Genomic DNA, 25,866 nt, shown 5'->3' on the forward strand with positions numbered 1-25,866 from the left:
ACCCGGGCGGCGGCCGCCTCACCCCGCGAGGGCCCGCGCCACCCCCCGGACCAGCGCCTGCGCGCGCGGGTCCGCGGTGACGTTCTTCTGCATGCCGTTGGTGACGTAGCCGAAGGAGATCCCCGACTCGGGGTCGGCGAAGGCGAGCGAGCCGCCGCGGCCGGGGTGTCCGAAGGAGCCGGGGCCCAGGAGCGGCGAGGCCGGGCCGTGCAGCATGTAGCCGAGTCCGAAGCGGGTGTTCACGATCAGGACGCGGTCGGGGCCGGCGGACTCCTCGGTGCGCGCGAGGGTCAGGGTCGCGGGGGCGAACAGCCGGCGGTGTCCGTCGACGTCGCCGATCAGCGAGGCGTAGAAGCGGGCGAGGCCCTCGGCGGTGGCGATGCCGGCGGAGGCGGGCAGTTCGGCGGCGCGCCAGGCGGGGGCGTTCTCGTCGGCGGCCGGGGAGATCGCCGCGAAGGCGCGCCGGGTGAGGGAGGCGGGGTCGTCGTAGGCGTCGGTGACGGCCTTCCTGGGGCGCATCCGCAGGCCCGGCGCGGCCGGGTCGGCGGGCGGCTCGACGTCGGATATGCGTCCGGGGCGGTGCCGCTCGGACTCCGGCAGCCCGATCCACAGGTCCAGGCCGAGGGGGCCGGCGATCTCCTCGGCGATCCAGCGGCCGGCGCTGCGGCCGGTGATCCGCTCGACGAGTTCGCCGATCAGCCAGCTGTAGGTCTGGGCGTGGTAGCCGTGGTCGGTGCCGGGCTCCCAGGCGGGGGCCTGCGCGGCGAGCGCGCGGGGGCCGCTGACGCCGTCGACGGCCTCGGCCGGGGTGAGCGGGGTGTCCAGGGCGGGCAGTCCGGCGCGGTGGGCGAGCAGGTGGCGGACGAGGACGCGCTCCTTGCCGGCGGCCTTGAACTCGGGCCAGTACGTGCCGACGGGCGCGTCCAGGTCGACGAGCCCGCGCTGGTGCAGCAGCAGCGGCACGGCGGCGGCGACACCCTTGGTGGCCGAGCGGACGATCTGGGCGGTGCCGCGCTCCCACGGCGCCGACGGGCCGTCCCCGGGCGCGTCGGCGTCCTTGGTGCCGGCCCACAGGTCGACGACCTTGCGGCCGTCGCGGTAGAGGGCCACGGCGGCGCCGCGCTCGCCGCGTCGCGCGAAGTTCTCGGCGAAGGCGTCCCGGACCGGCTCGAAACCGTCCGTCACCGTGCCCTGGACGTCCACCACTGCTGCCTGCTCCTGCTCGTACCGAATCGTTCGCGCTCCCCCGGCGGGGACTCCAGGGACTCAAGGAAAAAATCCCCCCACCATGGTGCAATGCCCCGGTCTACACGCGTTGACCGGGGCACCCGATGCGAGTCCGTCAGGTACCGGACGGCCCTTGCGGGCCGCCCGGGCAAGGGTCAGAGGGCGGCGCGGCTGCCCGTGTTCACCGGCACCGTGGCGTTCGCCGCACGCGCGGCGTCGGCCGCGACCTGCTCGGCGGTGAGCACGTAGCCCGTCTCGGAATCGGCGGTCGAGCGGGCGAAGACCACGCCGTAGACCTTGCCGGAGGGGGTCAGCAGCGGGCCGCCGGAGTTGCCGGGGCGGATCATGGAGCGCACCGAGTACACGGTGCGGGTGGTGACGCCGTCGCCGTAGATGTCCTGGCCCTTGGCGCGCAGCTCGTTGGCGACGGTCGCGGCCCGCAGGTCGAGGCCGCCGTTCTCGGGGAAGCCCGCGACGACGGCGGCGTCCCCGCGCTTGGCGGTCTTGTCGAAGGGCAGGACGGGCGCCTTCAGACCGGGCACGTCGAGGACGGCCACGTCCGTGTTCGGGTCGAAGAGGACGACCTTCGCCTCGTACTCCTTGCCGACCCCGCCGACCTTGACCGTGGGGGTGCGCACCCCGGCGACCACGTGGGCGTTGGTCATCACGTGCTGCGGGGCGTAGACGAAGCCGCTGCCCTCCTGCCCGCGCCGGCCGCCGCCGACGTCGGCGACGCCCTCGACCTTGACCACGCTGCTGCGGGCGGCCTGGGAGGCGGCCGCGGTGACCGCGTCCCCGGAGGGCCTGGCCACGGAGGTGGCCGGTTCGTTCTCGAACGGGTTGAACACCTGCGGGAAGCCGGCCCCCGCCAGGGCGTCCGTGGTCCGGCTGAACCAGGTCGGGGCCTGCTCGGGCATCGAGCGCTGCACCGTGCCGAGCACCGAGGAGCCCTTGATCTCCTTGGTGAGCGGCGTGACATTCGCGGAGACCAGGACGCTGGCCGCGACCCAGGCGACCAGCAGCACCGCGAGGCCGCCCGCGACCGCGCCGCCGAGGCCGTCCACGCCGCGCACGGGCGCCCACGTCAGCCGGCGCCGCAGCCCCCACGCGAGCCTGCCCGCCAGGGCGTGCCCGAGCGCGGCGGGCACCAGCACCACGAGGACGGCCACCACGGCCGCCGTCGCCGTCCCGGCCTCGAAGGGCTCCAGCGCGTACGGCAGCGCCCACACGCCGAGCACCGCGCCGCCGAGGAAGCCGGCCAGCAGCACGGCGCTGGCGACCAGCCCCCGCCGGAAGCCGGAGACGGCATAGGCGGCGACGATCAGCAGCAGAAGCACATCCAGCAGGTTCAACGCGGACCCTTTCGTTCGCACGCGCCCCCGAACGCGTCCACACAGAGCGTGGACCTTATAAAACGCCCGTACGGGGACCAACGGTTCCCTCGGCGGGGAAGGCCCACGCATTGCTGTGGTGGGGGAGGAGTGCGCGCGGTCCCCCTGGAAGCCACTGGTGAGGCTGGTCACCCCGCCCGCAGTACCGCCGCCACCAGCGGTCCCGCCGAGTCGCCGCCGTGGCCGCCCTGGGGGACCACCGCGGCGGCCGCCACGTCGCCCTTGTAGGCCGTGAACCAGCCGTTGGAGACCTGCTGGCCGTCGACCTCCGCGGAGCCCGTCTTCGCGCCGATGTCGCCGCCGAGCCCGGCCATCGCGGTCGCGCCCGTGCCGGAGGTCGCCGTCAGGCGCATCAGGCCGCGCAGCTGCTCCGCGACCGTCCCGGGCAGGGAGCGCGGTGCCTTCGCGAGGGTCCGGCCGTCGAGGGAGGGGTCGACGATGTACGGCTGGTGGAACGTTCCGGTGCGTACCGTCGCCGACACCGAGGCCATGTTCAGCGGGGACATCTGCACCTGCCCCTGCCCGATCATCGCGGCGGCCTTCCCCGCGCCCTGCTCCACCGGCACCCTGCCGTCGAAGCTGGCGATGCCGGTCTTCCACTCCAGGCCCAGTCCGAAGACGTCCCGGGCCTCCGCGCCGAGCGCCCCGTCGGCGATGCTCCCGGCCAGCGAGATGAAGGCGGTGTTGCAGGAGGCGGCGAAGTCCTGGGCGAAGGTGGCGTCCGGGTTCTCGGCCTTCTCCTGGTTGTGGAACTGCTTGCCGTACGTCAGGAACTTGGGGCACGGCAGCTTCTGCCCCGGCGTCGTCTTCCCCTGTTCCAGCAGCATCGCGGCGGTGACGACCTTCATCGTCGAGCCGGGCGCGGTCTGGCCCATCAGCGCCGGGTTGAACTCCGTCTTCTTGGAGTTGGCGACCGCGAGGATCTCCCCGGTGCTGGGCTTGACGGCGACGAGGGAGGCGTCGGCCTTGCGGTCCACGGCGGCCTCGGCGGCCTTCTGCAGCCCTGCGTCGAGCGTGGTGCGCAACTGGGCCGGTTTGCCCTCGGAGACCACGTGCAGGGTCTTCGACTCGTTGCCGGCGCCCACGGCCCGTACCTCGACGCCCGACTGCCCGCCGGCCTTCGCCCCGTACCGTCTTCGCAGCTCCGGCAGGACGCCCACGAGCGAGGGGTAGTCCTTGACGTCGAGGACCTGGCCGCCGCGGTCCACGGCGGTGATCTGCGGGGCGGCCCCGGCGTCGGTGCGCAGGGTCTCGCCGCGCCCGAGCTGCGGGTGCACGACGGCGGGCTGCCAGTCGACGAGGGCCTTGCCGCTGCTGCGGCCGCGCGTGACCTCCAGGGCCGAGTCGTACGTCCACGTCGAGCGCTGGTCGCCGTAGGAGATCTCGGCGGTGACGGAGAACGGCACCTTCGAGCCCGCCGCCGGGCCCGGCCGGAGGGAGACCTTCTCGACGTGCGCGCTCTCGCGGTAGCCGGTCAGGGCAGTGGTCGCGGCCTCCACGTTGTCGGTCAGCTGCGCGGCCGCCCCGGCGTCCCCGCGCTCCCAGGCCGCGAGGAAGTCCCGCGCCGTGGTGTCCACTTCGTCGGCCGAGGGCGGCCCGGTGCGTACGGGCGCGGCCTCGGCCCTGCTGCCGGCGCTCGTGGGGTTGGTGACCGCGTCCACCACGTTGTACGCGCCCATGCCGGCCGCCCCCGCCAGCGCGGCGGCGACCACCCCTATCGCGATCTTCGCTCCCTTGCGCATCTGCCGTCCCCCTCCGGACCGGTTTTAATCACCTGATCAAAAAAGTCTCTGGGGCGGCACTGTACGGGACGCGTGCGGCGGCTGGTGAAAGTGGGTCAGATCCAGGTGTCGAGCCACATCCGGTTGCGCCACGCGTCGATCGGGATCGGATGGCCGGTGTACAGGGGCCAGAAGTACACGAAGTTCCAGGTGATGAGCAGGACCAGGGTGCCCGCCCCGACCGCGCCCGCGACCCGCCGTCGTTCGGAGGCGCCCCGGGGGCCGAGGACCGCCCCGATCATCATGGCCACCGCCAGACACAGGAACGGTACGAACACCACCGCGTAGAAGACGAAGATGGTCCGCTCCTGCCACAGGAACCACGGCAGATAGCCGGCCGCGACCGCGCACAGCACCGCGCCCGCGCGCCAGTCGCGCCGCAGGGCCCACCGGTAGAGCAGGTAGGCCAGCGCGAAGCAGGCCGCCCACCACAGCAGCGGCGTGCCCAGGGCGAGGACTTCGCGCGCGCACTTGTCGGCGGTGTCGACGGGGCAGCCGTCGGTGCCGGGCCTGGGGGACTCGTAGAAGTAGGAGACGGGACGGCTCTGGACCAGCCAGCTGAAGGGGTTGGACTGGTAGGTGTGCGGCGAGGTGAGCGTGGTGTTGAACTTCCACACCTCGTGCTCGTAATGCCACAGGCTGCGCAGCGGGTTGAGGATCCCGGCGAGGAACCCGTCCGGGCTGTAGCCGCCCTCGGTCTCCGCCCAGTGCCGGAAGTAGCCGCTGTGCTGCCAGCCGGTGGTCCGCGAGTACGTGCCGCTCCTGGCGAACCAGCCCGACCACGACGCCAGATACACCGCCAGCGCCACCGGCACCGTGGAGAGGAACGCCCACGGCACGTCGCGGCGCAGCACCGCGCGCACCGGCCGCCGGGCCCCGGCCACCCGCCGCGCGCCGAGGTCCCACAGGACGGTCAGCAGTCCGAACGCCGCCAGGTACACCGCGCCGTTCCACTTCGTGGCGCACGCCAGGCCCAGGAACACCGCGGCGGCCAGCCGCCAGGGGCGCCACCCGAGTTTCAGCCGGGCGGCGACCTCGTGGTCCGGCCGGGTCACGCCGTCGCCGTCCGTGGGCAGCGCGGCCGCCAGGCGCGCCCGCGCCCGGTCCCGGTCGATCAGCAGGCAGCCGAACGCGGCCAGCACGAAGAACATCAGCACCGAGTCGAGCAGCGCTGTGCGGCTCATCACGAAGTGCAGCCCGTCCACGGCCAGCAGCACGCCCGCGAGGCAGCCCAGGAACGTCGAGCGGAACAGCCGCCGTCCGATCCGGCACAGCATCAGCACGCTCAGCGTGCCGAGGACGGCGACCATGAACCGCCAGCCGAAAGGGTTCAGCCCGAACAGCCACTCACCGAGGCCGATGACCCACTTGCCGGCCGGCGGGTGCACGACGTACTCGGCGGTGTCGGCGACGTTCGTGTGCCCGGCGATGATCGCGTCGTTGGCGTCCTTGGGCCAGTTGACCTCGTAGCCGTAACGCCACAGCGCCCAGGCGTCCTTGGCGTAGTACGTCTCGTCGAATATCACCGCCTTCGGGCTGCCGAGGTTCCACAGGCGCAGGATCCCGGCGAACAGCGCGACCAGCAGCGGAGCCGTCCAGCCCGACCAGCGCGCGAGCCGCAGCGCCAGGACCGGCGGCGCCCCGAGCCGCTCCCACAGCCGGGTGCCGGGCTCGGGGTACGGCGGCACCAGGCGCTCCCGCACGTCCGGCTGCGGCCGCCCCGCATAGCCGAAGCGGCGGAGTCTGCGCTGCCACGGGGGCTGCCGCTCGTCTGCCGTCCGGCCGTGCGGGGTGGGGGTCGCGGTGTCTTGGCTCACCGCGCCATCGTAGGGAACGAGCCTGTGGGAGTCCCGGGTCCCAGGGCCGCGGCGGCGTGGGAGGCGTGCTCCCCGGCGGGGGCCGTGCCGCCGCCGGGCTGCGAGGATGGATCCCGTGACTGGAACTCTCGTACTGGCCGGAACGCCCATCGGCGATGTCGCCGACGCCCCCCCGCGGCTCGCCGCCGAGCTCGCCGCCGCCGGGGTGATCGCCGCCGAGGACACCCGGCGGCTGCGCCGGCTCACCCAGGCCCTGGGGGTGCACACCACCGGCCGTGTCGTCTCCTACTTCGAGGGCAACGAGTCCGCCCGTACCCCCGAGCTCGTCGAGGCGCTGCTGGGCGGGGCGCGGGTGCTGCTGGTCACCGACGCGGGCATGCCCTCCGTCTCCGACCCCGGCTACCGGCTGGTGGCCGCCGCCGTCGAGCGGGGCATCAAGGTCACGGCGGTGCCCGGCCCCTCCGCGGTGCTCACCGCGCTCGCGGTCTCGGGCCTGCCCGTGGACCGGTTCTGCTTCGAGGGCTTCCTGCCCCGCAAGGCCGGCGAGCGGCTGGCGCGGCTGCGCGAGGTGGCGGGGGAGCGCCGCACCCTGGTGTGGTTCGAGGCCCCGCACCGGCTCGACGACACCCTCGCCGCCATGGCCGAGGTGCTCGGCGCCGACCGGCGGGCCGCCGTCTGCCGCGAGCTGACCAAGACCTACGAGGAGGTCCGGCGCGGGCCGCTGAAGGAGCTCGCGGCCTGGGCGGCCGAGGGGGTGCGCGGCGAGATCACGATCGTCGTGGAGGGCGCGGCCGAGCCGGGGCCGCAGGAGCTGGACGCCGCCGAGCTGGTGCGCCGGGTGCGGGTGCGCGAGGAGGCGGGGGAGCGCCGCAAGGAGGCCATCGCGGCCGTGGCGGCGGAGGCGGGCCTGCCCAAGCGGGAGGTCTTCGATGCGGTCGTAGCGGCCAAGAATGCCGTACAACAGGACCCCACGGGGCCCATCGGACGGTAAAAGGCGCTCGCCGAAGGCAAAGAATCTGGACCGTGGCCTGGGGTTTCGGGCGGTAGGTCGCCAAGTTTGCCTCAATTCGCGGCAGGGCGGGCTGCGCCCCGGGCACGGAGGGCGTTCCCTGGATGTGGGACGTTCCGGTCCCGGAGAGACTTGTCCTCAGGACAAGAGGAGCTGCCATGAGCGAGACCGCAGGAACCTCGAAGGAAGCGCAGCCGATAGCCGCGGCGCAGCCTGTCGCCGAACGCACCGCGCTCGGCCGTCAGGCCCCTCCCCCGCACGACGACGCCGTCCATGAGGCGTACGCGTTCGCGTGCATGCGCTGCGGCCACGGCTGGGAGAGGTCGTACGAGATCCGCCACCAGCGGGACACCGACGGCGTCATGCACGCCGTCTACTACGCGGACGGCGTCCGTGTGCCGTCCCCGCTGACCAGGCCCACCTGCGAGAACTGCGGCGAGCACGTGGTGCGCATCATGCGTCCCGGCCGGGTGTCCACGGTCGCCACCGCGCTGCACCAGGAGTCACGGACGGACATCATCCCGGCGGCCACGGCGGGCCCGATCCCGGTCGGTGCCGCCACCCCCCGGGACCACACGGCTCCTCGCGAGCCCCACCACTGGCACCTCTCCGATCTGCTCAAGCCCTTCCACCTGCACCGGAAGTGACGCGGACAGACTGGTGAGCGCCGGGCTCCCGGACCGGCCCCGCGGCAGCGGGGGCGGCCCGGCCCGGCTCCCGGCGCGGGCCCGGGCGCCGCGCTCCTTAGAATCGCGTGCATGGCCGCCCCCGATCTTCCGCCGCTGCCCGAGCCGCTGACCGTGCCCGTCGCCGACGCGCACACCCACCTGGACATGCTGCCCGGCGGCACGGGCGTCGCCGACGCCCTCGCGCGGGCCGCGTCCGTGGGCGTGACCACCGTGATCCAGGTCGGCTGCGACGTGGCGGGTTCCCGCTGGGCCGCCGAGACGGCCGCCGCGCACGAGAACGTGTGGGCCACCGTCGCCCTGCACCCCAATGAGGCTCCCCGCATCGTCCTCGGGGACCCCGACGGCTGGTCGCGGCAGGGCGCGCGCGAGCCGGGCGGTGAGGCCGCGCTGGACGCCGCGCTCGCCGAGATCGACGCGCTGGCCGCGCTGCCGCACGTACGCGGGGTCGGCGAGACCGGCCTCGACTTCTTCCGCACCGGGCCGGAGGGCGTGGCCGCGCAGGAGCGTTCCTTCCGCGCGCACATCGACATCGCCAAGCGGCACGGCAAGGCCCTGGTCATCCACGACCGCGAGGCCCACGACGACGTGCTGCGGGTGCTCGCCGAGGAGGGCGCCCCCGAGACGGTGGTCTTCCACTGCTTCTCCGGCGACGCCGCGATGGCGAAGGTGTGCGCGGAGGCCGGCTACTACCTGTCCTTCGCCGGCAACGTCACGTTCAAGAACGCGCAACCGCTGCGCGACGCCCTTCTCGTCGCCCCGCTGGAGCGGATCCTCGTCGAGACGGACGCCCCCTTCCTGACGCCGGTGCCGTATCGCGGACGGCCCAACGCGCCGTCCCTCGTTCCGGTCACGTTGCGGGCCATGGCCTCGTACCGGGGTATCGACGAGGACGCGCTGGCCACGGCGGTCGCCGCCAATACCGCACGGGCATTCGGCTACTGAGGTTCAACTTCCGCGACACCGTGTGATGTTGTGACTTTGGAGAGTCACGACCGCTCCGCTACATTCCCCGTCCTGTAGCCCGACCCCAGGGGAGTGTCGCGTGACTCAAGCACAGGGCAGCCCCCGCACCGCGCACCGCGGTGCGGCGGACGCGCCGCTGTACGACCTGCTCGATCCGTATGGGCACGGCCCGGACGGCCCGTACGGGACGCACCACCCGCAGGGCCCGTACGGGATGTACGAGCCCTACGGCACGCACGCCCCCTACGCCCCCTACGCCCCCTACGCCCCCTACGAGCCCTCACTGGCCGGGGCCCTGTCGGGGGCGCCGGCCGCCTCCGCCACGGGGACCCTGACCGGGACGCAGCCCCCGCCGCCCGCCCCCTGGGCCGCCCCGCTGCCCGAACCCCGGGAGGCCGCCCCGCAGGAGACCCCGCACCTGCCCCGCCAGCCCGCCCCGCCGGGCCCCCGCCCGGCCCCCGCCGCGCCCGCCGGCCCGCCGCCCGGCGGAGACGGGGCACAGGACCGCGAGACCGAGGCCCCCGGCGCGGGCCGCCGGGCCGCCCGCCGCAAGCGCTCCGGGGAACGCCCCGAGACCCTGCGCCGACTCGTCCCGCAGGCCCTCGTCGTGGCCTTCCTCGCCGGCGGCACCTCCTCCTTCGTCGCCGCCGACAAGGCCGTCAGGCTCACCGTCGACGGCGACTCCCGCACCCTGCACACCTTCGCCGGGGACGTCGACGAACTCCTCGCCCGCGAGGGCATGAGCGTCGGCGAGCACGACGACGTCGCCCCCGGCCACCACCACGACCTCGCCTCCGGGGACGAGGTCACCGTCCACTACGGGCGGCCCCTGACCCTCACCCTCGACGGGGAGCACCACCGGGTGTGGACCACCGCCCGCACCGTCGACGGCGCCCTGCGCCAGCTCGGGGTGCGCGCCGAGGGCGCCTATCTGTCCCTGCCCCGCTCCTCCGGGATCTCCCGGCAGGGCCTGCGGCTGGACGTACGCACCGAGCGCACCGTCACGTTCATGGCTGACGGCCGCGAACGCACCGTGCGCACCAACGCCGCCACCGTCCGCGAGGCCCTCGGGCAGGCCGGCATCACCCTGCACGACCAGGACACCACCTCCGTGGACCCGAACAGCTTCCCCCGCGACGGGCAGACGATCTCCGTCATGCGGATCACCGGCAGTACCGAGGTCCGTGAGGAGCCCATCGACTTCGAGACCGAGCGCGAGGAGGACGCCACCCTGTTCAAGGGCACCGAGGTCGTCTCCCAGCGCGGCGAGAAGGGCGTCGAGCGCATCACGTACGCGCTGCGCGTCGTCAACGGCGTCAAGCAGAAGCCCCGCAAGCTGCACGCCGAGGTCGTGCGCGAGCCTCGCACCCAGGTCGTCAAGGTCGGCACCAAGGCCCGGCCCGCCACCGTGCAGGGCGCGGAGAGCCTGAACTGGCACGCGCTCGCCCAGTGCGAGGCCGGCGGCCGCCCCGACGCCGTCGACCCCTCCGGCACCTACGGGGGCCTCTACCAGTTCGACGCCCACACCTGGCACTCCCTCGGCGGCAGCGGCCGCCCCGAGCAGGCGCCCGCCTCCGAGCAGACCTACCGGGCCAAGAAGCTCTACGTCACCCGGGGGGCGAGCCCGTGGCCCGTGTGCGGCCGTAAACTTCACGGGTGAGCTCCAGCCCCAGCACAGACGAGTCCGGCGCCCTGCTGGGCCCCGCCGACATCCGCGAGCTGGCCGCAGCCCTCGGGGTACGCCCCACCAAGCAGCGCGGCCAGAACTTCGTCATCGACGCCAATACCGTCCGCCGTATCGTGCGCACCGCCGAAGTGCGGCCCGACGACATCGTCGTCGAGGTCGGCCCCGGGCTCGGCTCGCTCACCCTCGCGCTGCTGGAGGCGGCCGAGCGGGTCACCGCCGTCGAGATCGACGACGTGCTCGCCGCCGCCCTGCCGGCCACCGTCGCCGCCCGGCTGCCCGAGCGCGCCGACCGCTTCGCGCTCGTCCACAGCGACGCCCTGCACGTGACCGAGCTGCCCGGGCCCGCGCCCACCGCGCTCGTCGCCAACCTGCCCTACAACGTGGCCGTGCCCGTGCTGCTGCACATGCTCGACCGCTTCCCCAGCATCGAGCGGACCCTGGTGATGGTGCAGGCCGAGGTCGCCGACCGGCTCGCCGCCAGGCCCGGCAACAAGGTCTACGGGGTGCCCTCGGTCAAGGCCGCCTGGTACGCGGACGTCAAGCGCGCCGGGTCCATCGGCCGCAACGTCTTCTGGCCCGCGCCGAACGTCGACTCCGGGCTCGTCTCCCTGGTCCGCCGCGCCGAGCCGCTCAAGACCACGGCCACCAAGCGGGAGGTCTTCGCCGTCGTCGACGCGGCCTTCGCCCAGCGCCGCAAGACCCTGCGGGCCGCGCTCGCCGGCTGGGCCGGATCGGCGGCCGCCGCCGAGGCCGCGCTCCTCGCCGCCGGGGTCTCCCCGCAGGCGCGCGGCGAGGCGCTGACGGTCGAGGAGTTCGCGGCCGTCGCCGAGCACAAGCCGGCCTGACGCCACGCGGCATCCGGCCCCGCGCCCCGCAGCGCGCCTGCGGGACTCCGCGCCCCGATCCGCCCGTACGAACCGAGGAGCACCGTGACCGCGTCCGTCACCGTCCGCGTACCCGCCAAGGTCAACGTCCAGCTCGCCGTGGGCGGACTGCGGCCGGACGGCTTCCACGACCTCGCCAACGTCTTCCTCGCCGTCGGCCTGTACGACGAGGTCACCGTCACGCACGCCGACGGGATGCGGATCACCTGCGCCGGACCGGACGCCGGGCAGGTCCCCCTGGACGGATCCAACCTCGCCGCGCGCGCGGCCCGGCTGCTCGCCGCCCGCTACGGGCGCACCGCCGACGTCCACATCCACATCGACAAGGACATCCCCGTCGCCGGCGGCATGGCCGGCGGCAGCGCGGACGGCGCGGGCGCCCTGCTGGCCTGCGACGCGCTGTGGGGCACCGCCGCCCCGCGCGAGGAACTGCTGGAGATCTGCGCCGAGTTGGGCAGCGACGTGCCCTTCAGCCTCGTCGGCGGGGCCGCGCTGGGCCGCGGGCGCGGCGAACTGCTCACCCCGCTGGAGACCGCCGGCTCCTTCTCCTGGGTGTTCGCCGTCGCCGACGGCGGACTGTCCACACCGGCCGTCTACGGGGAGTGCGACCGCCTGCGCGAGTCCTCGGGACAGGGCGCGACCTCGGCCGACGTCCCCGACCCCGAGGCGTCCCCCGCCCTCCTCGCGGCCCTGCGCACCGGCGACGCCCCCGCGCTCGCCGCGGCCGTCACCAACGACCTCCAGCCGGCGGCCCTCTCCCTGCGCCCGGACCTGGCCGCCACCCTCGCCGCCGGCACACAGGCGGGCGCCCTGGCCGCCATGGTCTCCGGCTCCGGCCCGACGACGGCCTTCCTCGCCCCGGGCCCCGAAGAGGCCCTGAAGACCGCCGAACTCCTGGCCGCCTCGGGCACCTGCCGGGCGGTCCGGGTGGCGGAGGGGCCGGTGGCGGGGGCGACGGTCGTCGCCTGAACCGCCGCCCGGGTCCGGGCCGTCGCCGTGCTGGCCTGACTGACCCCCGCCCCGCGGTAGGGCTGCCCCCACCCCGCACCCGCCCGCTGTTCCCATGGGACCCGCCGCGTCGCGTGCCTAGGGTCGGACCGAGCCGCTGGAGCGGTCGGAACAGCAGAGGGTACGGGTGTGATCGGCAAGCTCGCGGCGCGTTCGCTGCGGTATCGGACGGGCGGCTTCGTCGCCACTTTCCTCGCGCTGTTCATCGGCGCGGTCCTCGTCATGGCGTGCGGCGGGCTGATGGAGACCGGGATCCGCGGCGAGGTGCCGCCGCAGCGGCTCGCCGGGGCCGGTCTCGTCGTCACCGGGGACCGCACACACCAGCTGTCGACGGGCAAGAAGCACAAGAAGACGACCGTGCTCGCCGAACGCGTCGAGCTCCCGGAGGAGTTGACGCGGCGGGTGCGGGCCGTGCCCGGAGTGCGGGCGGCCGTGGGGGAGCGCGCCTTCGACGCCGCCGTACTCGCGGGAGAGGGGGCCCGGCCCGTTCAGGCGCACGGGTGGGAGTCGGCGCGGCTGACCCCCTATCAACTGGCCGACGGGCGCGCCCCGTCGGCCGCCGGTGACATCGTGCTCGACGCCGGGCTCGCCCGCCGCGCCGGCGTCCGGACGGGCGACAGCGTGCGCGTCGCCGCGCACGGCGGCTCCGCCGCGTACCGCGTGACCGGCGTCGCCGCGCCCGCCGCCGGGCGCCAAGTGCCGCAGCCCGTACTGTTCTTCAGCGACGCCGAGGCCGCACGGCTGTCGGGGCGGCCCGGCAGCGTCGCCGGCATCGCGGTGATCACGGAGCCCGGCGCGGATCCGGCCGCCGTGCGCGCGGGGGTCGCGCACGCCCTCGAGGGACAGCCGGTCACCGTCCTCACGGGGGACGGACGCGGAGCCGCCGAGCACCCCGAAGTCCTTCAGGGCACCCAGGACTTGATCGCGCTCTCGGGCGCCGTGGGCGGTCTCGTCGTCTGCGTCGCGGTGTTCGCCGTCGCCGGCACCGTCGGACTCGCGGCCCGGCAGCGCGCCCGGGAACTCGCCCTGCTGCGCGCGATCGGCACCGGCACCGGACAGCTGCGCCGCATGCTCCTCGGCGAGACCCTGCTGGTGATGCTGCTGGCGGGCGCGGCCGCGTGGCCCGTCGGGCCGCTCGCCGGACGGTGGCTGTACGACGTGCTCGTCGACTCGGGCATGCTCGCGCAGGCGGTGCGCTTCCGGCAGGGCTGGATCCCGGCGCTGCCCGCGTACGGGGCGCTGCTGCTGACGGCGGTCGGCGGCAGCCTGATCGGGACCCGGCGCGCCGTGCGTGCCCGCCCCGTCGAGGCGCTGGGCGAAGCGGCCGTGGAGCGGCGGGAGCCGACGCCGCCGCGGATCGTCCTCGGGCTGCTGTTCCTGGCCGGTGCCACCGCCCTGTGCCTGGTGACCGCGCTCGTCCTGCGCGGGCCGGTCGCCGCGAGCACGGCGGGGCCGACGGTCATGTGCGCGGCGGTCGGCCTGGCCCTGCTCGGCCCCTGGTTCACCCGCGCCGTCACCGCGCTGCTGCACTGGCCGGTCCGGCTGCTGACCGGCCCCGCCGGCCGGCTCGCCGTGCTCAACTGCCGGGCCCGTACGGCCCGTACGGCCGCCGTCGCCACCCCGGTCATGCTCGCCACCGCCATCGCCGTCGGCAACCTCTACCTGCAGTCGACGATCGCCGCCGCGGGCGAGCGCGTGTTCGCCGAGGACCTGCGCGCCGACGCCGTGATCACCTCCGCCTCCGGCGGGGTGGACCCGGCGCTCGCCGACCGCCTCCGCGCGCTGCCGGGGGTCGCCGCCGCGAGCCCGTACGTCACCAGCCGCGCCTTCACCGTGCGCCCCCACGACGGCGGCGAGAGCAAGAAGGGCCTGCCGCTGCAGGGCATCGGCGCGGACGGCGCCGACAGGGTGCTCGCGCCGTACGTCACCGCCGGCAGCCTGGACGCGCTGCGCGGCTCCGCCGTCGCCCTGCCCGAGCACCTGGCCCGCCGTATGGGCCTGGGCCCGGGCGACACCCTGGGCCTGCGGCTGGGCGACGGTACGGCCGCGCGGCTGCGGGTCGTGGCCCTCTTCCGGGGCCGCGAGGGCTACGAGACCGCGCTCACCAGTGCCGAGCTGCTCGCCCCGCACACCACTGCCGGACTGCCGGGGCGGATCCTGGTGCGCGCCGCCGACGGCACGCCCGCCGACGGGCTCGTCCGGCAGCTGGCGGAGTTCGCCCGGCAGCATCCGGGCCTGCGGGTCGAGGGCCGGGACGCGGTCACCGCCGAGCACGCGCGGACCAGCCGCACCCAGGCGTCCGTCAACTACCTCGTCATCGGCATGCTCGTCGCCTACACCGCGCTGACGGTCGTCAACAGCACGGTCGTCGCGGTCGGCAACCGGCGCCGCGAGTTCGCGGTCCAGCGCCTGACCGGGTCGACCAAGGGCCAGGTACTGCGCATGATGGCCGTCGAGGGCACCCTCGTCGCCGCCGTCGGCCTGCTGCTGGGCACGCTCGCGGCGGCCTGCGCGCTGGTGCCGCTGAGCCTCGCCGCGACGGGCCGCCCGCTGCCCTCCGGCCCGCCCGTGATCGGCCTCACCGCCGCCGGGGCGGCCCTGGCCCTGACCCTGGCCGCGACCCTGGTGCCCACCTGGCGGGCCCTGCGGGCGCGCCCCGTCGTGGCCGCCCGGGCGTGAGGGCCACCGGCTCCCGGGGCCCCGGCGGGCGGCCCCGGGAGCCGACTACCCTGGAAGGCCGATTCCACAGTGCGCGCCGATCGAGGCGCCGGAGCAGGAGCGCAATGGCCACCAACCTCGTCAATCTGGAAGCCGTCGACAAGGTGTACGGCACCCGTGCGCTGCTCGACGGCGTCTCCCTCGGGGTGAACGAGGGCGACCGGATCGGCGTCGTCGGCCGCAACGGCGACGGCAAGACCACCCTGATCCGTGTCCTGGCCAGGCTGGAGGAGGCGGACAAGGGCCGGGTCACCCACGCCGGCGGGCTGCGCCTGGGCGTGCTCACCCAGCACGACTCCCTCGACCCGGCGGCGACGATCCGGCACGAGGTGATCGGCGATCTCGCCGACCACGAGTGGGCCGGCAACGCGAAGATCCGCGACGTGCTCACCGGCCTCTTCGGCGGTCTGGACCTGCCCGGTTTCGCCGACGGCCTGGACACCGTCATCGGCCCGCTCTCCGGCGGCGAGCGCCGCCGCATCGCGCTCGCCAAGCTGCTGATCGGCGAGCCGGACCTGATCGTGCTGGACGAGCCCACCAACCACCTCGACGTCGAGGGCATCTCCTGGCTCGCCGGCCATCTGCGGGCGCGCCGCTCGGCGCTGGTGTGCGTCACCCACGACCGCTGGTTCCTCGACCAGGTCTGCACCCGCATGTGGGACGTGCAGCGCGGCACCGTCCACGAGTACGAGGGCGGCTACAGCGACTACGTCTTCGCGCGTGCCGAGCGCGAGCGCATCGCCGCGAGCGAGGAGGCCAAGCGGCAGAACATGATGCGCAAGGAGCTCGCCTGGCTGCGCCGGGGTGCCCCGGCGCGTACCAGCAAGCCGCGCTTCCGTATCGAGGCCGCCAACGAGCTGATCGCGGACGTGCCGCCGCCGCGCGACAGCTCCGAGCTGATGAAGTTCGCGTCCTCGCGGCTGGGCAGGACCGTCTTCGACCTGGAGGACGTCACCGTCCAGGCCGGCCCCAAGGTGCTGTTGCAGCACCTGACCTGGCAGCTGGGCCCCGGCGACCGTATCGGCCTCGTCGGTGTCAACGGCGCGGGCAAGACCTCGCTGCTGCGCGCGCTGGCCGAGGCCGCCCGTACCGAGGGCGAGGCGCAGCCCGCGGCCGGCCGGGTCGTCGTCGGCAGGACCGTCAAGCTCGCCTACCTCTCCCAGGAGGTCGCCGAACTCGACCCGGCCAAGCGGGTGCTGGAGGCCGTGCAGCAGGTGCGTGACCGTGTCGATCTCGGCAAGGGCCGGGAGATGACGGCGGGCCAGCTGTGCGAGAAGTTCGGTTTCACCAAGGAGAAGCAGTGGACGCCCGTCGGTGACCTCTCCGGCGGTGAGCGGCGCCGGCTTCAGCTGCTGCGGCTGCTGATGGACGAGCCCAACGTGCTCTTCCTCGACGAGCCCACCAACGACCTCGACATCGAGACGCTCACGCAGCTGGAGGACCTGCTCGACGGCTGGCCGGGCTCGATGGTGGTCATCAGCCACGACCGGTACTTCGTGGAGCGCACCACCGACCGCGTTCTCGCGCTGCTCGGTGACAGGACGCTGCGGATGCTGCCGCGCGGCATCGACGAATACCTGGAGCGCCGTCAGAAGGCCGTCGAGACGGCCGCCGCCGCGGCTGCCGCCGCCGCTCCCGCCCCGGCCGCCGCCGCGGACGCGCCGCAGAAGTCGGCGGCCGAGGTCCGCGCCGCGAAGAAGGAGCTGCAGAAGATCGAGCGCCGCCTGGACCGGATCGGCGAGCAGGAGGGGAAGCTGCACGCGGCCATCGCCGAGCAGGCCACCGACTTCGAGGCGGTCGCCAAGCTGGACGCCGAGCTGCGCGGGCTCGCCGCCGAGCGCGAGGAACTGGAGCTGCGCTGGCTGGAACTCGCCGACGACGCATGAGCGTACGGGGGACGAACCGCTGACCGTGGCGGCGCGCGGAGCCGGCGGCGGCGCGCACAACGGTCGCGTCACGGGCCGGTATCGGGTGGTGGACGCCACCGGTATCGGCCCGTGCGCCGTGTGCGCCGGGTGATACAAAGAGTTCCCGCTCGCCTGCCGACGGCCGGTGGGCCGCCCGCCCGAATCGCTCCTTCCCGGCCGGTTTTCGGCCATCGGGAACGCGGGGGAGACGCGGCCGGGCGACGGACCCGCGCACACGTAAGAGGAAAGCGATGTCACAGCCGCCCCAGCCGCCCAGCCAGCCGCCGCAGGGGATGCCGCCGGAGCAGCCGGGCGGTGGTTTCGGCGCGCCGAACCCCTCGTACGGTCCGCCGCCGGCGCAGCCCCCGGCCCCGCCGCAGGGCGCGCCCGGCGCGCCGGGGTACGGCTACCCGCCGCCTGTCGCCCCGCCCGGCTACGGCTACCCGCAGACCCCGCCGCCTGGCGGTTACGGCTACCCGGGGCAGCCCGGACAGCCCCCGCAGCCGGGGCGGTTCGGCCCCTACGGGGCGCCCGGACAGTCCCCGCAGCCCGGCGCTTTCGGGGCCCCGCAGGCCCCGTACGGGACGCCCCCGGTGCCCTCCGGCGGCGGCCGCCGGCGCCTGGCCGTCGTCGTGAGCGCGGCCGCCGCGCTCGTGCTGCTCGTCGGCGGCGGCGTCTGGTACGCGCTGCAGGGCGGTGACAGCGAGGACCGGGCCGGCGGTACCGGCGGCGCCGCGAGCGGCAACTCGGGCCAGGACGACAGCGGCGGCGGCAAGGCCGCGCCCAAGGCCGCCGCCGGCAAGCTGCTGTTCGGCGTCGAGCAGCAGGAAGTGCCCGACCAGGTCAACGTCAACGGCATGTGGGCCACCGACAAGGTCGTCGCCAAGGCCGACGTCTACAAGATCGTCGGCTATGACTTCTCCGGCGGCAGGAAGTGGGAACTCCCGCTCGACGGCGCCGTGTGCTGGGCGACGAAGGTCACCGACGGCAAGGCCGTGGCGCTCGTCGGCGACGGCAAGGCCACCAACCAGCCCGGTGACCGCAAGCAGTACGGCGGGCCCTGCACCCAGCTCGTGGCCTTCGACGTCGACAAGGGCGAGAAGCTGTGGCAGCGCTCGGCCAAGAGCGGCGACCAGGACATCACCTTCCAGGAGGTGACCATCGGCGGCGGCACGGTCGCCGCGGGCGGCACCTCCGGCGGCGCGGCCTGGTCGCTCGCCGACGGCAAGGAGCTGTGGAAGCCCAAGGCCGGCGACGACTGCAAGGACGCGGGCTACGGGGGCGGCGGCAAGCTGGTCGCGGTGCGCCGCTGCGGGGCCTACGACCGCCCGCTGGTGACCGTGCAGACCCTCGATGCGGCCTCCGGCGGGGTCAGGTCCTCCTTCCGGCTGCCGCCGGGGCTGAACTACCCGCACATCGTCTCCACCGACCCGCTGGTCGTCGCGGTCGCGGCGGGCGACTCCACGGGCAACAGCGCCTCCGACTTCATGGTGATCGACGACAGCGCCAAGGACGGCACGCTGCGCGCCAAGATCTCCACGGGCAACGGCAAGTACCAGCCGAAGTGCCCGTCCGTCGAGGTCGAGGGCTGCGCGAAGACGGCGGTCACCAAGGACACCCTGTACCTGCCGACCCAGCAGCACGCCTCGGGCAACGCCGACCAGCCGGGCCAGGTCAACGAGATCGTCGCCTTCGACCTGGCGAGCGGCCAGACCAAGGGCAAGACGGACGGCACCCCCGGCAGCGAGACGATCCCGCTGGGCACCGACGCCGACGGCTACCCCGTCGTCTACCAGAACCCCACCTGGAACGCGGGCGGCCGGGTGCTGCGGATCGACCCGAGGACGTTCCGGAGCGCGGTCCTGCTGAAGAACGCCGACTCCACGGCCCGTACCGAGAGCAGTCTCTCGCCCGGCTACCAGTCGGCGATCTGGGCCGGTGGCCGGCTCTTCCTCGGCAACCACTACGCCACCAAGAGCACGGCCGGCATGGACAAGCGCTACCTCATGCTCGCCTTCGGGGGTGAGTGAGCCCGCTCGCGCAAAGGTTGTCGTCGCGTCGACTTGCCGTGCTGACGGCGGAGTTGACGTCGCCGCCGGAACCGGTACGGTCGCGTCAGCCGTTCCCGACCGGTTTGACGCGCGATGACGTCCGTTGCGAGGCCGAAGCGGTCCGTTGCGGCCGCCTTCCCTGTCCATCGCGCCTTCCTGCCTGAACGATCCGTTTCAGTCGCGAAGTACACGTGATTGGCAGGGATTTCGGCATTCCGGGGGACTTCTCACCGGTAGGGGGCGCGGAACGTCGAACAAGCGTGTAGCTTCCGGGGGCAAGAGGCCGGAGAAGAGACGTACGCGGGCGACAGGGGGGCACAAGCGCATGGGCGTGCGGCTCATGGTGGTCGACGATCACCGACTGCTGGCCGAGGCGCTCGCCTCGGCCCTGAAGCTGCGCGGGCACCGGGTGCTGGCCGCGGCCGCGCCGAGCGCGGGAGCGGCGGACCTGGTGATCAGCCGTGCCCCGGAGGTGTGCCTGCTGGGCACGGCGGCCCCGGCGGAGCCCGGGGCCTTCGACCCGGTGGTGCGGATCAAACGGGAGCGGCCGCAGGTCGCCGTCGTGGTGCTCGGGCCCGTGCCGAGCCCGCTGGGCATCGCGGCCGCGTTCGCCTCGGGCGCCTCGGGCTATGTGCGGCACAACGAGCGCATCGAGGGCGTCGAACGGGCGATGATCAAGGCGCGGGCGGGGGAGGCCGCGGTCGATCCGCAGCTGCTGCAGGGCGCGTTCACCGAGCTGCTCAACCCGGCCGCCCAGCCCGACGACGAGGGCGCCCGGCTGCTGCAGCTGCTGACCCCGCGCGAGGTCGAGGTTTTGGTGCGGGTCGCCGAGGGCGAGGACACCCGGCTGATCGCCGCGGGCATGGGGATAGCGCCGAGCACGGCGCGCACGCACGTGCAGCGTGTGCTGATGAAGCTGGGGGTGGGCTCCCGGCTGGAGGCGGCGGCCCTCGCGGCCCGTACGGGCCTGCTGGAGCGGGCGGCGTCCGCGGCGGCCCCGGAGCGGCAGCAGGCCGTCAGGCCCCCGGGGGGTCCTCCGGTGCGCGGTCCGGCGCGTCCTCTGGTGGGACCGCAGGGCGGCCCCTGATGCCGGCCCGGGGGGCAACTCCCGGGCCCCCTACAGGATTACGGTCGTTCCTTCGTCCGGTTCGCCGGGCGTACCGTGGCCCACACCAGGAAGAACGCCGCGAGCGCCAGCATGCCCAGCCCCGTCCAGAGGTTGATGTTGATGCCCTCGGCCTTGGCCAGGTCCGCGTCCGAGGCCGAAAGGCCCGCCACGGTCACGACGAGCCCGTAGACGGCGAACAGGCCGCCGATGACCAGGCGGACGTCGAAAAGCCGGGAGGCGGTCGCGGAGCGCCGTTCCCGGGTGTTCTGCGGGTCGTCGCTCATGTTGCCCTCCACTGCCGGGAATTGCGGAAGTCCTCCCACGCGAGCGGGTAGGCTGTACTCCGTGCGTTGCGAGAACCAAGCGCGTACGACGTGCTGAGCGAGAACCAAGCCGGCACAAGCACCTCCAGGCATTGCCGTACCGAACCGGGCTGGTTCCAACCCGGCTGGTGTTGATCGCGGAAGACCTGACGGGCCGCCGGTCCGCAGGCGGCGTGAGCCAGGAATCCCCCTGCTTCAGCTGGGGGAGGGTTCAAAGCGAGAACGGGACGTAGCACGCGGCCGCCAGCAGCAGTGCTCCCCAGCCCAGCAGGGCGGGCCGCCGGTACCAGGCGTCGTCGCCGGGGGCCGGCGGTCCGGCCGTGCCCGGGGCGACGGTGCCGTGGACGAGGCCCGCCAGTTGCTCCAGCGGCCTGGGCCGGGTCAGCGGCGTGAGCACCACCATCACCAGCGCCGCGACCGCGAACGCCACGATGGCGGAGACGAAGTTGGCGCCCTGGTCCGAGGGGATGGCCACCACGTGCTGCTTGTACAGCCAGAAGTAGTTGACCATCGCGGCGGCCGTGCCGGAGGCCAGCCCCCAGAAGCCCGCCGCGGGCGTGCTCCGCTTCCAGAACATCCCGATGATGAAGACCGCGAACAGCGGGACGTTGAAGAACGAGAACAGTGTCTGCAGGTAGTTCATGATGTTGGAGAAGGACGAGGCGATGAACGCCGTGCCCATCCCCGCCAGCACACCGAGCGCGGTGACCGTGCGGCCGGTGGCCAGGTAGTACGCGTCCGGGCGGCCCTTGCGCACGTAGCCGGCCCAGATGTCGGACGTGAACACGGTGTTGAAGGAGGAGATGTTGGCCGCCATGCCCGCCATGAACGCGGCCAGCAGCCCGGTGACCGCGAGGCCCAGCACCCCGTTGGGCAGCAGGTCGCGCATCAGGACCGGGATCGCGTCGTTGTAGGAGAGCCCGCTGCCCGCCTGTCCCAGGGCCGGTTCCATGACGACGGCGAGCAGTCCGGGCAGGACGACGGCCAGGGGTATGAGGATCTTGGGGAAGGCGGCGATGAGCGGGGTGCGGCGGGCGGCCCCGAGGTCCTTCGCGGACAGCGCGCGCTGTACCTCGGCGAAGTTGGTCGTCCAGTAGCCGAAGCTCAGCACGAAGCCGAGGCCGAGGCTGATGGTCAGCCAGTTCGCGCCGAGCGGGTTGGGGTCGCCGATGCCCGTACCGCCCCACGCGCTCAGGAAGTTGCCGTGATGACGGTCCGTCAGGGAGTCGTGCAGGCCGTGCCAGCCGCCCACCCGCTTGACGCCCACGACGGTCAGCGGGACCAGCGCGGCGAGGATGACGAAGAACTGCAGCACCTCGTTGTAGATGGCCGAGGTCAGCCCGCCGAGGGTGATGTAGGCGAGCACGAAGAACCCGGCGACGACGATCGCCACCCACTGCGGCCAGCCGAGCAGTGCCTGGAGCACGATCGCCATCGCGTACAGGTTCACGCCCGCGATCAGCACCGAGGAGACCGCGAAGATGACCGACGACAGCAGGTGCGAGGCCGGACCGAAGCGGCGCAGCAGGAACTCCGGCACCGAGCGCACCTTCGAGCCGTAGTAGAACGGCATCATCACCAGGCCCAGGAAGACCATGGCGGGCACGGCGCCGATCCAGTACCAGTGCACCGTGTACGCCCCGTACTGGGCCCCGTTGGCGGCCATGCCCAGGATCTCGGTGGCGCCGAGGTTCGCGGCGACGTAGGCGAGCCCGGTCACCCAGGCGGGCAGCGCGCGGCCCGAGAGGAAGAAGTCCAGGCTGGTGCGGACCGAGCGGCGGGCGGCGACGCCGATGCCCAGCACCACGGCGAAGTACAGGCCCAGCAGGGCGTAGTCGAGCCCGTTCACGGGCAGGCGCAGCCCCTGGGCCAGTTCGTGCGCGGGCGCGGGCACGGGTCACCTCCGGCGGGACGCGGATCGCCAACGACGCGCGCAAAGCTACGCGTTGGAGTCCGGAATCTGAACACTTCGGATGACGCTGTTTGTTGGATTGTGATGTTGACCCGGCTCCCAGGGGGTGCTTCATTGTGTTGAGTTGTATCGAGTTGTGTTGGATGCTGCGCGATGGGAGTTCCCCGCGTGAAGAAGACGGCGACCCGCCTCGCGGACGGGCGCGAACTGCTCTACTACGACCTGCGCGACGACGTCGTGCGCGAAACCGTCGACACGCGGTCCCTCGGCCCCCGCCGCCTCCCGGACTCCGCCGGCGAACTGCGCCACGACGCGCTCCTGGGCGACTGCGTCGCCATCGCCTCGCACCGGCAGGCCCGTACGCACCACCCGCCCGCCGACGCCTGCCCGCTGTGCCCCTCGCGCCCCGGCCGTCCCACAGAGATCCCCGCCGCCGACTACGACGTCGTCGTCTTCGAGAACCGCTTCCCCTCGTTCGCCGGGGACACCGGCCGGTGCGAGGTCGTCTGCTTCACTCCCGACCACGACGCCTCGTTCGCCGGCCTGAGCCCCGACCGCGCCGCCCTCGTCCTCGCCGTGTGGACCGACCGTACGGCCGAGCTCGCCCATCTCCCCGCCGTGCGGCAGGTGTTCTGCTTCGAGAACCGCGGCCGGGAGATCGGGGTGACCCTCGCCCACCCGCACGGGCAGATCTACGGCTACCCCTTCGTCACCCCGCGCACCGCGCGCATGCTGGAGCGGGCCGCCGCGCACCGCGAACACACCGGCGGGCGCAACCTGTTCGACGACACCGTGGAGCGCGAACGCGCCGACGGCCGCCGTGTCGTCCTCGACACCGCGCACTGGACCGCCTTCGTGCCCTACGCCGCGCACTGGCCCTACGAGGTGCACCTCTACCCGCGCCGCCGCGTGCCCGACCTGCTCGCGCTCGACGACGCCGCGCGCACCGAGTTCCCCCAGGTGTACCTGGAACTCCTGCGACGGTTCGACCGGATCTTCGCGGGGCAGGAGGAAGGTGCCGCCGGGGGGCCCACGCCGTATGTCTCGGGCTGGCACCAGGCGCCCTTCCGGCATGCCGCGCGCGGGGAGTTCGCGCTCCACCTGGAGATCTTCACCGTCCGCCGCACCGCCGGAAAGCTGAAGTTCCTCGCCGGTTCCGAATCGGGCATGAGTGTCTTCGTCAACGACGTGCCGCCGGAGGCCGCGGCCCGGCGACTGCGAGAGGCAGCGAGCGCATGAGCAAGTATCTGGTCACGGGCGGCGCCGGTTACATCGGCAGCGTCGTCACCGCGCATCTGCTGGCCGCGGGCCACACCGTGACCGTCCTGGACGACCTGTCCACGGGGCACCGCGCGGGTGTCCCCGAGGGGGCCGAGTTCGTCGAGGGCCGCGTGCAGGACGCCGCGCGGCGGCTCGACAGCTCCTACGACGCCGTGCTCCACTTCGCCGCCTTCTCCCAGGTCGGCCAGTCCGTCGCCGACCCCGAACCGTACTGGCGCAACAACGTGGGCGGCACCGCCGAGTTGCTGGCCGCGATGCGCGACGCCGGGGTGCGCACCCTCGTCTTCTCCTCCACCGCCGCCACGTACGGGGAGCCGTCCGCGGTGCCGGTCACCGAGGCCGCGCCGACGGCGCCCACCAGCCCGTACGGGGCGACCAAGCTCGCCGTCGACCACATGATCGGCGGCGAGTGCGCGGCGCACGGCCTGGCCGCCGTCTCGCTGCGGTACTTCAACGTCGCGGGCGCGTACGGGCCGTACGGGGAGCGGCACACCCCCGAGTCGCACCTGATCCCGCTCGTCCTCCAGGTCGCCCTCGGCGAGCGCGCGGCGGTCGCGGTGTACGGGCAGGACTACCCCACCCCCGACGGCACGTGCGTGCGCGACTACCTCCACGTCGCCGACCTCGCCGAGGCCCATCTGCTCGCCCTGTCCGCCGCCCGCGACGGCGAGCACCTGATCTGCAACCTCGGCAACGGCAGCGGCTTCTCGGTGCGCGAGGTCATCGAAACCGCCCGCAAGGTGACCGGCCACCCCATCCCGGCCGTCCCCGCCGCGCGCCGCGAGGGCGACCCGGCCGTGCTGGTCGCCTCCGCCGCCCGCGCCCGCGAAGTCCTCGGCTGGCGGCCGTCCCGGCCGGACCTGGAGGACATCGTGGCGGACGCGTGGGCCTTCGCACGGGGCGCCGCCGGGGCGGGGGAGCGGTGAGCGGCGGGGTACCGGAGCGTGACACAGCCCGTGCCGCGTGCGACGGGTTCCGGGCCGTGTTCGGGTACGGGCCCGCCGGGGTGTGGGCCGCTCCCGGGCGGGTCAATCTCATCGGTGAACACACCGACTACAACGACGGGTTCGTGCTGCCCTTCGCCCTGCGGCAGAGCACCTTCGTGGCGGCGGCCCCGCGCGCGGACGGGCTGCTGCGGGCGCACTCCGCCGCCGTCCCCGGCGGCGTGGCCGAGCTCGCCCCGGACACTCCGGCGGCGGGCACCGGGTGGGCGGCCTACCCCGCCGGTGTCGTCCGCGCCCTGCGGGCCGCGGGTCACCGCGTGGGCGGCGCCGATCTGCACGTCGAGAGCGAGGTGCCGGCCGGGGCCGGGCTCTCCTCCTCCGCCGCCCTGGAGGTCGCCACCGCGCTCGCGCTCGACGAGCTGTACGGACTGGGGCTCTCCCGCGAGGAGACCGCCCTGCTGTGCCGCCGTGCCGAGAACGAGCACGTCGGCGTCCCCTGCGGGATCATGGACCAAACGGCCGCCGCCTGCTGCACCGCCGGCCACGTCCTGCATCTGGACACCCGCGAACTGACCCGGCGGCACGTGCCCTTCGGCCCGGCGGCGGCCGGACTGCGGCTGCTCGTCGTCGACACCCGGGTCGAGCACGACCTCGCGGACGGCTCGTACGCGAAGCGGCGCGCCGGTTGTGAGGCGGCGGCCCGCGCGCTGGGCGTACGCGCCCTGCGTGACGTGCCCTACGCGTCCCTGGACGACGCCCTCGGCGCCCTGCCGGACGGGGCGGCCCGCCGGCTCGTGCGGCACGTCGTCACCGAGAACGACCGTGTCGCCCGCACCGTCGCCCTCCTGGACGCGGGGCGGCCGCGGGCCGTCGGGCCGCTGCTGACCGCCGGACACGCCTCGCTGCGCGACGACTTCGCGGTCTCCTGCCCCGAACTCGACCTGGCCGTCGCGGCCGCGAACGGGGCGGGCGCGCTCGGGGCGCGCATGACCGGCGGCGGCTTCGGCGGCTCGGCGGTCGTGCTCGTCGCGGAGGAGGACGCGGAGCGGGTGGCGAAGGGCGTCGCCGCCGCGTTCGCCGCCGCCGGTCTGCGGAGGCCGCGCGTGCTCACGGCGGAGCCGGGGCCGGGGGCGCGGCGGGCGGCCTGAGCCGGGGAGGGCGGGACG

Annotated in this window: 19 protein-coding genes; 13 read left to right on the plus strand and 6 right to left on the minus strand. The window is 74.2% G+C overall.

The window, feature by feature from the left end; translation table 11 throughout:
• Positions 1 to 18: 18 nt before the first annotated feature.
• From ACFP1Z_RS18120 to ACFP1Z_RS18135, 4 genes are all read right to left on the minus strand, one after another.
• On the minus strand, positions 19 to 1,206 hold the full coding sequence (locus ACFP1Z_RS18120) for a serine hydrolase domain-containing protein (protein WP_390317451.1): 1,188 nt from the start codon (positions 1,204 to 1,206) through the stop codon (positions 19 to 21).
• Between the two features lie 176 nt (positions 1,207 to 1,382).
• Complete coding sequence (locus ACFP1Z_RS18125) at positions 1,383 to 2,579, minus strand: MarP family serine protease (RefSeq protein ID WP_390317452.1); 1,197 nt, start codon at positions 2,577 to 2,579, stop codon at positions 1,383 to 1,385.
• 167 nt (positions 2,580 to 2,746) lie between these two features.
• Entirely contained in the window at positions 2,747 to 4,360 is a 1,614-nt protein-coding gene (locus ACFP1Z_RS18130; RefSeq protein WP_390317453.1) for a penicillin-binding transpeptidase domain-containing protein, read from the minus strand.
• Positions 4,361 to 4,455: 95 nt separating this feature from the next.
• Entirely contained in the window at positions 4,456 to 6,216 is a 1,761-nt protein-coding gene (locus ACFP1Z_RS18135; protein ID WP_390317454.1) for a dolichyl-phosphate-mannose--protein mannosyltransferase, read from the minus strand.
• A 115-nt stretch (positions 6,217 to 6,331) separates the two neighbouring features.
• Here ACFP1Z_RS18135 and rsmI point away from each other — a divergent pair, with 115 nt between their 5' ends.
• The 10 genes from rsmI (at position 6,332) to ACFP1Z_RS18185 (ending at position 20,219) form a co-directional block, all read left to right on the plus strand.
• Positions 6,332 to 7,207 carry a 16S rRNA (cytidine(1402)-2'-O)-methyltransferase gene (gene rsmI / locus ACFP1Z_RS18140; protein WP_390317455.1) on the plus strand — a complete coding sequence of 292 codons (876 nt, stop codon included), beginning with the start codon at positions 6,332 to 6,334 and terminating at the stop codon, positions 7,205 to 7,207.
• Between the two features lie 176 nt (positions 7,208 to 7,383).
• On the plus strand, positions 7,384 to 7,872 hold the full coding sequence (locus tag ACFP1Z_RS18145; protein ID WP_390317456.1) for a hypothetical protein: 489 nt from the start codon (positions 7,384 to 7,386) through the stop codon (positions 7,870 to 7,872).
• Between the two features lie 111 nt (positions 7,873 to 7,983).
• Positions 7,984 to 8,856, plus strand: a complete 873-nt coding sequence (locus tag ACFP1Z_RS18150) for a TatD family hydrolase (protein ID WP_390317457.1) — start codon at positions 7,984 to 7,986, stop codon at positions 8,854 to 8,856.
• A 235-nt stretch (positions 8,857 to 9,091) separates the two neighbouring features.
• Positions 9,092 to 10,537 carry a ubiquitin-like domain-containing protein gene (locus tag ACFP1Z_RS18155; RefSeq protein ID WP_390317587.1) on the plus strand — a complete coding sequence of 482 codons (1,446 nt, stop codon included), beginning with the start codon at positions 9,092 to 9,094 and terminating at the stop codon, positions 10,535 to 10,537.
• A complete protein-coding gene (gene rsmA / locus ACFP1Z_RS18160; RefSeq protein ID WP_390317459.1) occupies positions 10,534 to 11,409 on the plus strand; it encodes a 16S rRNA (adenine(1518)-N(6)/adenine(1519)-N(6))-dimethyltransferase RsmA in 876 nt (291 codons plus the stop codon). Before ACFP1Z_RS18155 ends, rsmA begins: the two co-directional genes overlap by 4 nt.
• 84 nt (positions 11,410 to 11,493) lie before the next feature.
• Positions 11,494 to 12,417 (plus strand): 4-(cytidine 5'-diphospho)-2-C-methyl-D-erythritol kinase, encoded by a 924-nt coding sequence (locus ACFP1Z_RS18165; RefSeq protein WP_390317461.1) that lies wholly within the window; start codon positions 11,494 to 11,496, stop codon positions 12,415 to 12,417.
• 168 nt (positions 12,418 to 12,585) lie between these two features.
• Positions 12,586 to 15,135: an ABC transporter permease gene (locus tag ACFP1Z_RS18170; RefSeq protein WP_390317462.1), complete on the plus strand. Its 2,550-nt coding sequence runs from the start codon at positions 12,586 to 12,588 to the stop codon at positions 15,133 to 15,135.
• A 104-nt stretch (positions 15,136 to 15,239) separates the two neighbouring features.
• Positions 15,240 to 17,060: an ABC-F family ATP-binding cassette domain-containing protein gene (locus tag ACFP1Z_RS18175; RefSeq protein WP_390317464.1), complete on the plus strand. Its 1,821-nt coding sequence runs from the start codon at positions 15,240 to 15,242 to the stop codon at positions 17,058 to 17,060.
• A gap of 272 nt (positions 17,061 to 17,332) precedes the next feature.
• Complete coding sequence (locus tag ACFP1Z_RS18180; RefSeq protein ID WP_390317465.1) at positions 17,333 to 19,111, plus strand: outer membrane protein assembly factor BamB family protein; 1,779 nt, start codon at positions 17,333 to 17,335, stop codon at positions 19,109 to 19,111.
• A 346-nt stretch (positions 19,112 to 19,457) separates the two neighbouring features.
• Entirely contained in the window at positions 19,458 to 20,219 is a 762-nt protein-coding gene (locus ACFP1Z_RS18185) for a response regulator transcription factor (RefSeq protein WP_390317466.1), read from the plus strand.
• Between the two features lie 38 nt (positions 20,220 to 20,257).
• Here the strand turns inward: ACFP1Z_RS18185 and ACFP1Z_RS18190 are convergent, their stop codons facing one another.
• Positions 20,258 to 20,524 carry a hypothetical protein gene (locus ACFP1Z_RS18190; protein WP_390317467.1) on the minus strand — a complete coding sequence of 89 codons (267 nt, stop codon included), beginning with the start codon at positions 20,522 to 20,524 and terminating at the stop codon, positions 20,258 to 20,260.
• A gap of 250 nt (positions 20,525 to 20,774) precedes the next feature.
• Entirely contained in the window at positions 20,775 to 22,457 is a 1,683-nt protein-coding gene (locus ACFP1Z_RS18195; protein ID WP_390317468.1) for a sodium:solute symporter family protein, read from the minus strand.
• 186 nt (positions 22,458 to 22,643) lie between these two features.
• Between ACFP1Z_RS18195 and galT the strand changes: the two genes are divergently transcribed.
• The 3 genes from galT to galK are packed head-to-tail and all read left to right on the plus strand — an operon-like array spanning position 22,644 to position 25,848.
• Positions 22,644 to 23,714: a galactose-1-phosphate uridylyltransferase gene (gene galT, locus ACFP1Z_RS18200; RefSeq protein WP_390317469.1), complete on the plus strand. Its 1,071-nt coding sequence runs from the start codon at positions 22,644 to 22,646 to the stop codon at positions 23,712 to 23,714.
• Positions 23,711 to 24,682 (plus strand): UDP-glucose 4-epimerase GalE, encoded by a 972-nt coding sequence (gene galE, locus ACFP1Z_RS18205; RefSeq protein ID WP_390317471.1) that lies wholly within the window; start codon positions 23,711 to 23,713, stop codon positions 24,680 to 24,682. The genes galT and galE overlap by 4 nt, the downstream gene beginning before the upstream one ends.
• Positions 24,679 to 25,848 (plus strand): galactokinase, encoded by a 1,170-nt coding sequence (gene galK / locus ACFP1Z_RS18210; RefSeq protein ID WP_390317472.1) that lies wholly within the window; start codon positions 24,679 to 24,681, stop codon positions 25,846 to 25,848. Before galE ends, galK begins: the two co-directional genes overlap by 4 nt.
• The last annotated feature ends 18 nt before the right edge of the window (positions 25,849 to 25,866 follow it).

This window comes from Streptomyces gamaensis (assembly GCF_042656465.1).
In the GTDB taxonomy this organism is placed as follows: Bacteria; Actinomycetota; Actinomycetes; order Streptomycetales; family Streptomycetaceae; genus Streptomyces; species Streptomyces gamaensis.

Coding starts and splice junctions, on each gene's coding strand:
- ACFP1Z_RS18130 (WP_390317453.1), bottom strand. CDS start 4,360: ATGCGCAAGGGAGCGAAGATCGCGATAGGGGTGGTCGCCGCCGCGCTG.
- ACFP1Z_RS18145 (WP_390317456.1), top strand. CDS start 7,384: ATGAGCGAGACCGCAGGAACCTCGAAGGAAGCGCAGCCGATAGCCGCG.
- ACFP1Z_RS18150 (WP_390317457.1), top strand. CDS start 7,984: ATGGCCGCCCCCGATCTTCCGCCGCTGCCCGAGCCGCTGACCGTGCCC.
- ACFP1Z_RS18155 (WP_390317587.1), top strand. CDS start 9,092: ATGTACGAGCCCTACGGCACGCACGCCCCCTACGCCCCCTACGCCCCC.
- ACFP1Z_RS18175 (WP_390317464.1), top strand. CDS start 15,240: ATGGCCACCAACCTCGTCAATCTGGAAGCCGTCGACAAGGTGTACGGC.
- ACFP1Z_RS18180 (WP_390317465.1), top strand. CDS start 17,333: ATGTCACAGCCGCCCCAGCCGCCCAGCCAGCCGCCGCAGGGGATGCCG.
- ACFP1Z_RS18185 (WP_390317466.1), top strand. CDS start 19,458: ATGGGCGTGCGGCTCATGGTGGTCGACGATCACCGACTGCTGGCCGAG.
- ACFP1Z_RS18190 (WP_390317467.1), bottom strand. CDS start 20,524: ATGAGCGACGACCCGCAGAACACCCGGGAACGGCGCTCCGCGACCGCC.
- galE (WP_390317471.1), top strand. CDS start 23,711: ATGAGCAAGTATCTGGTCACGGGCGGCGCCGGTTACATCGGCAGCGTC.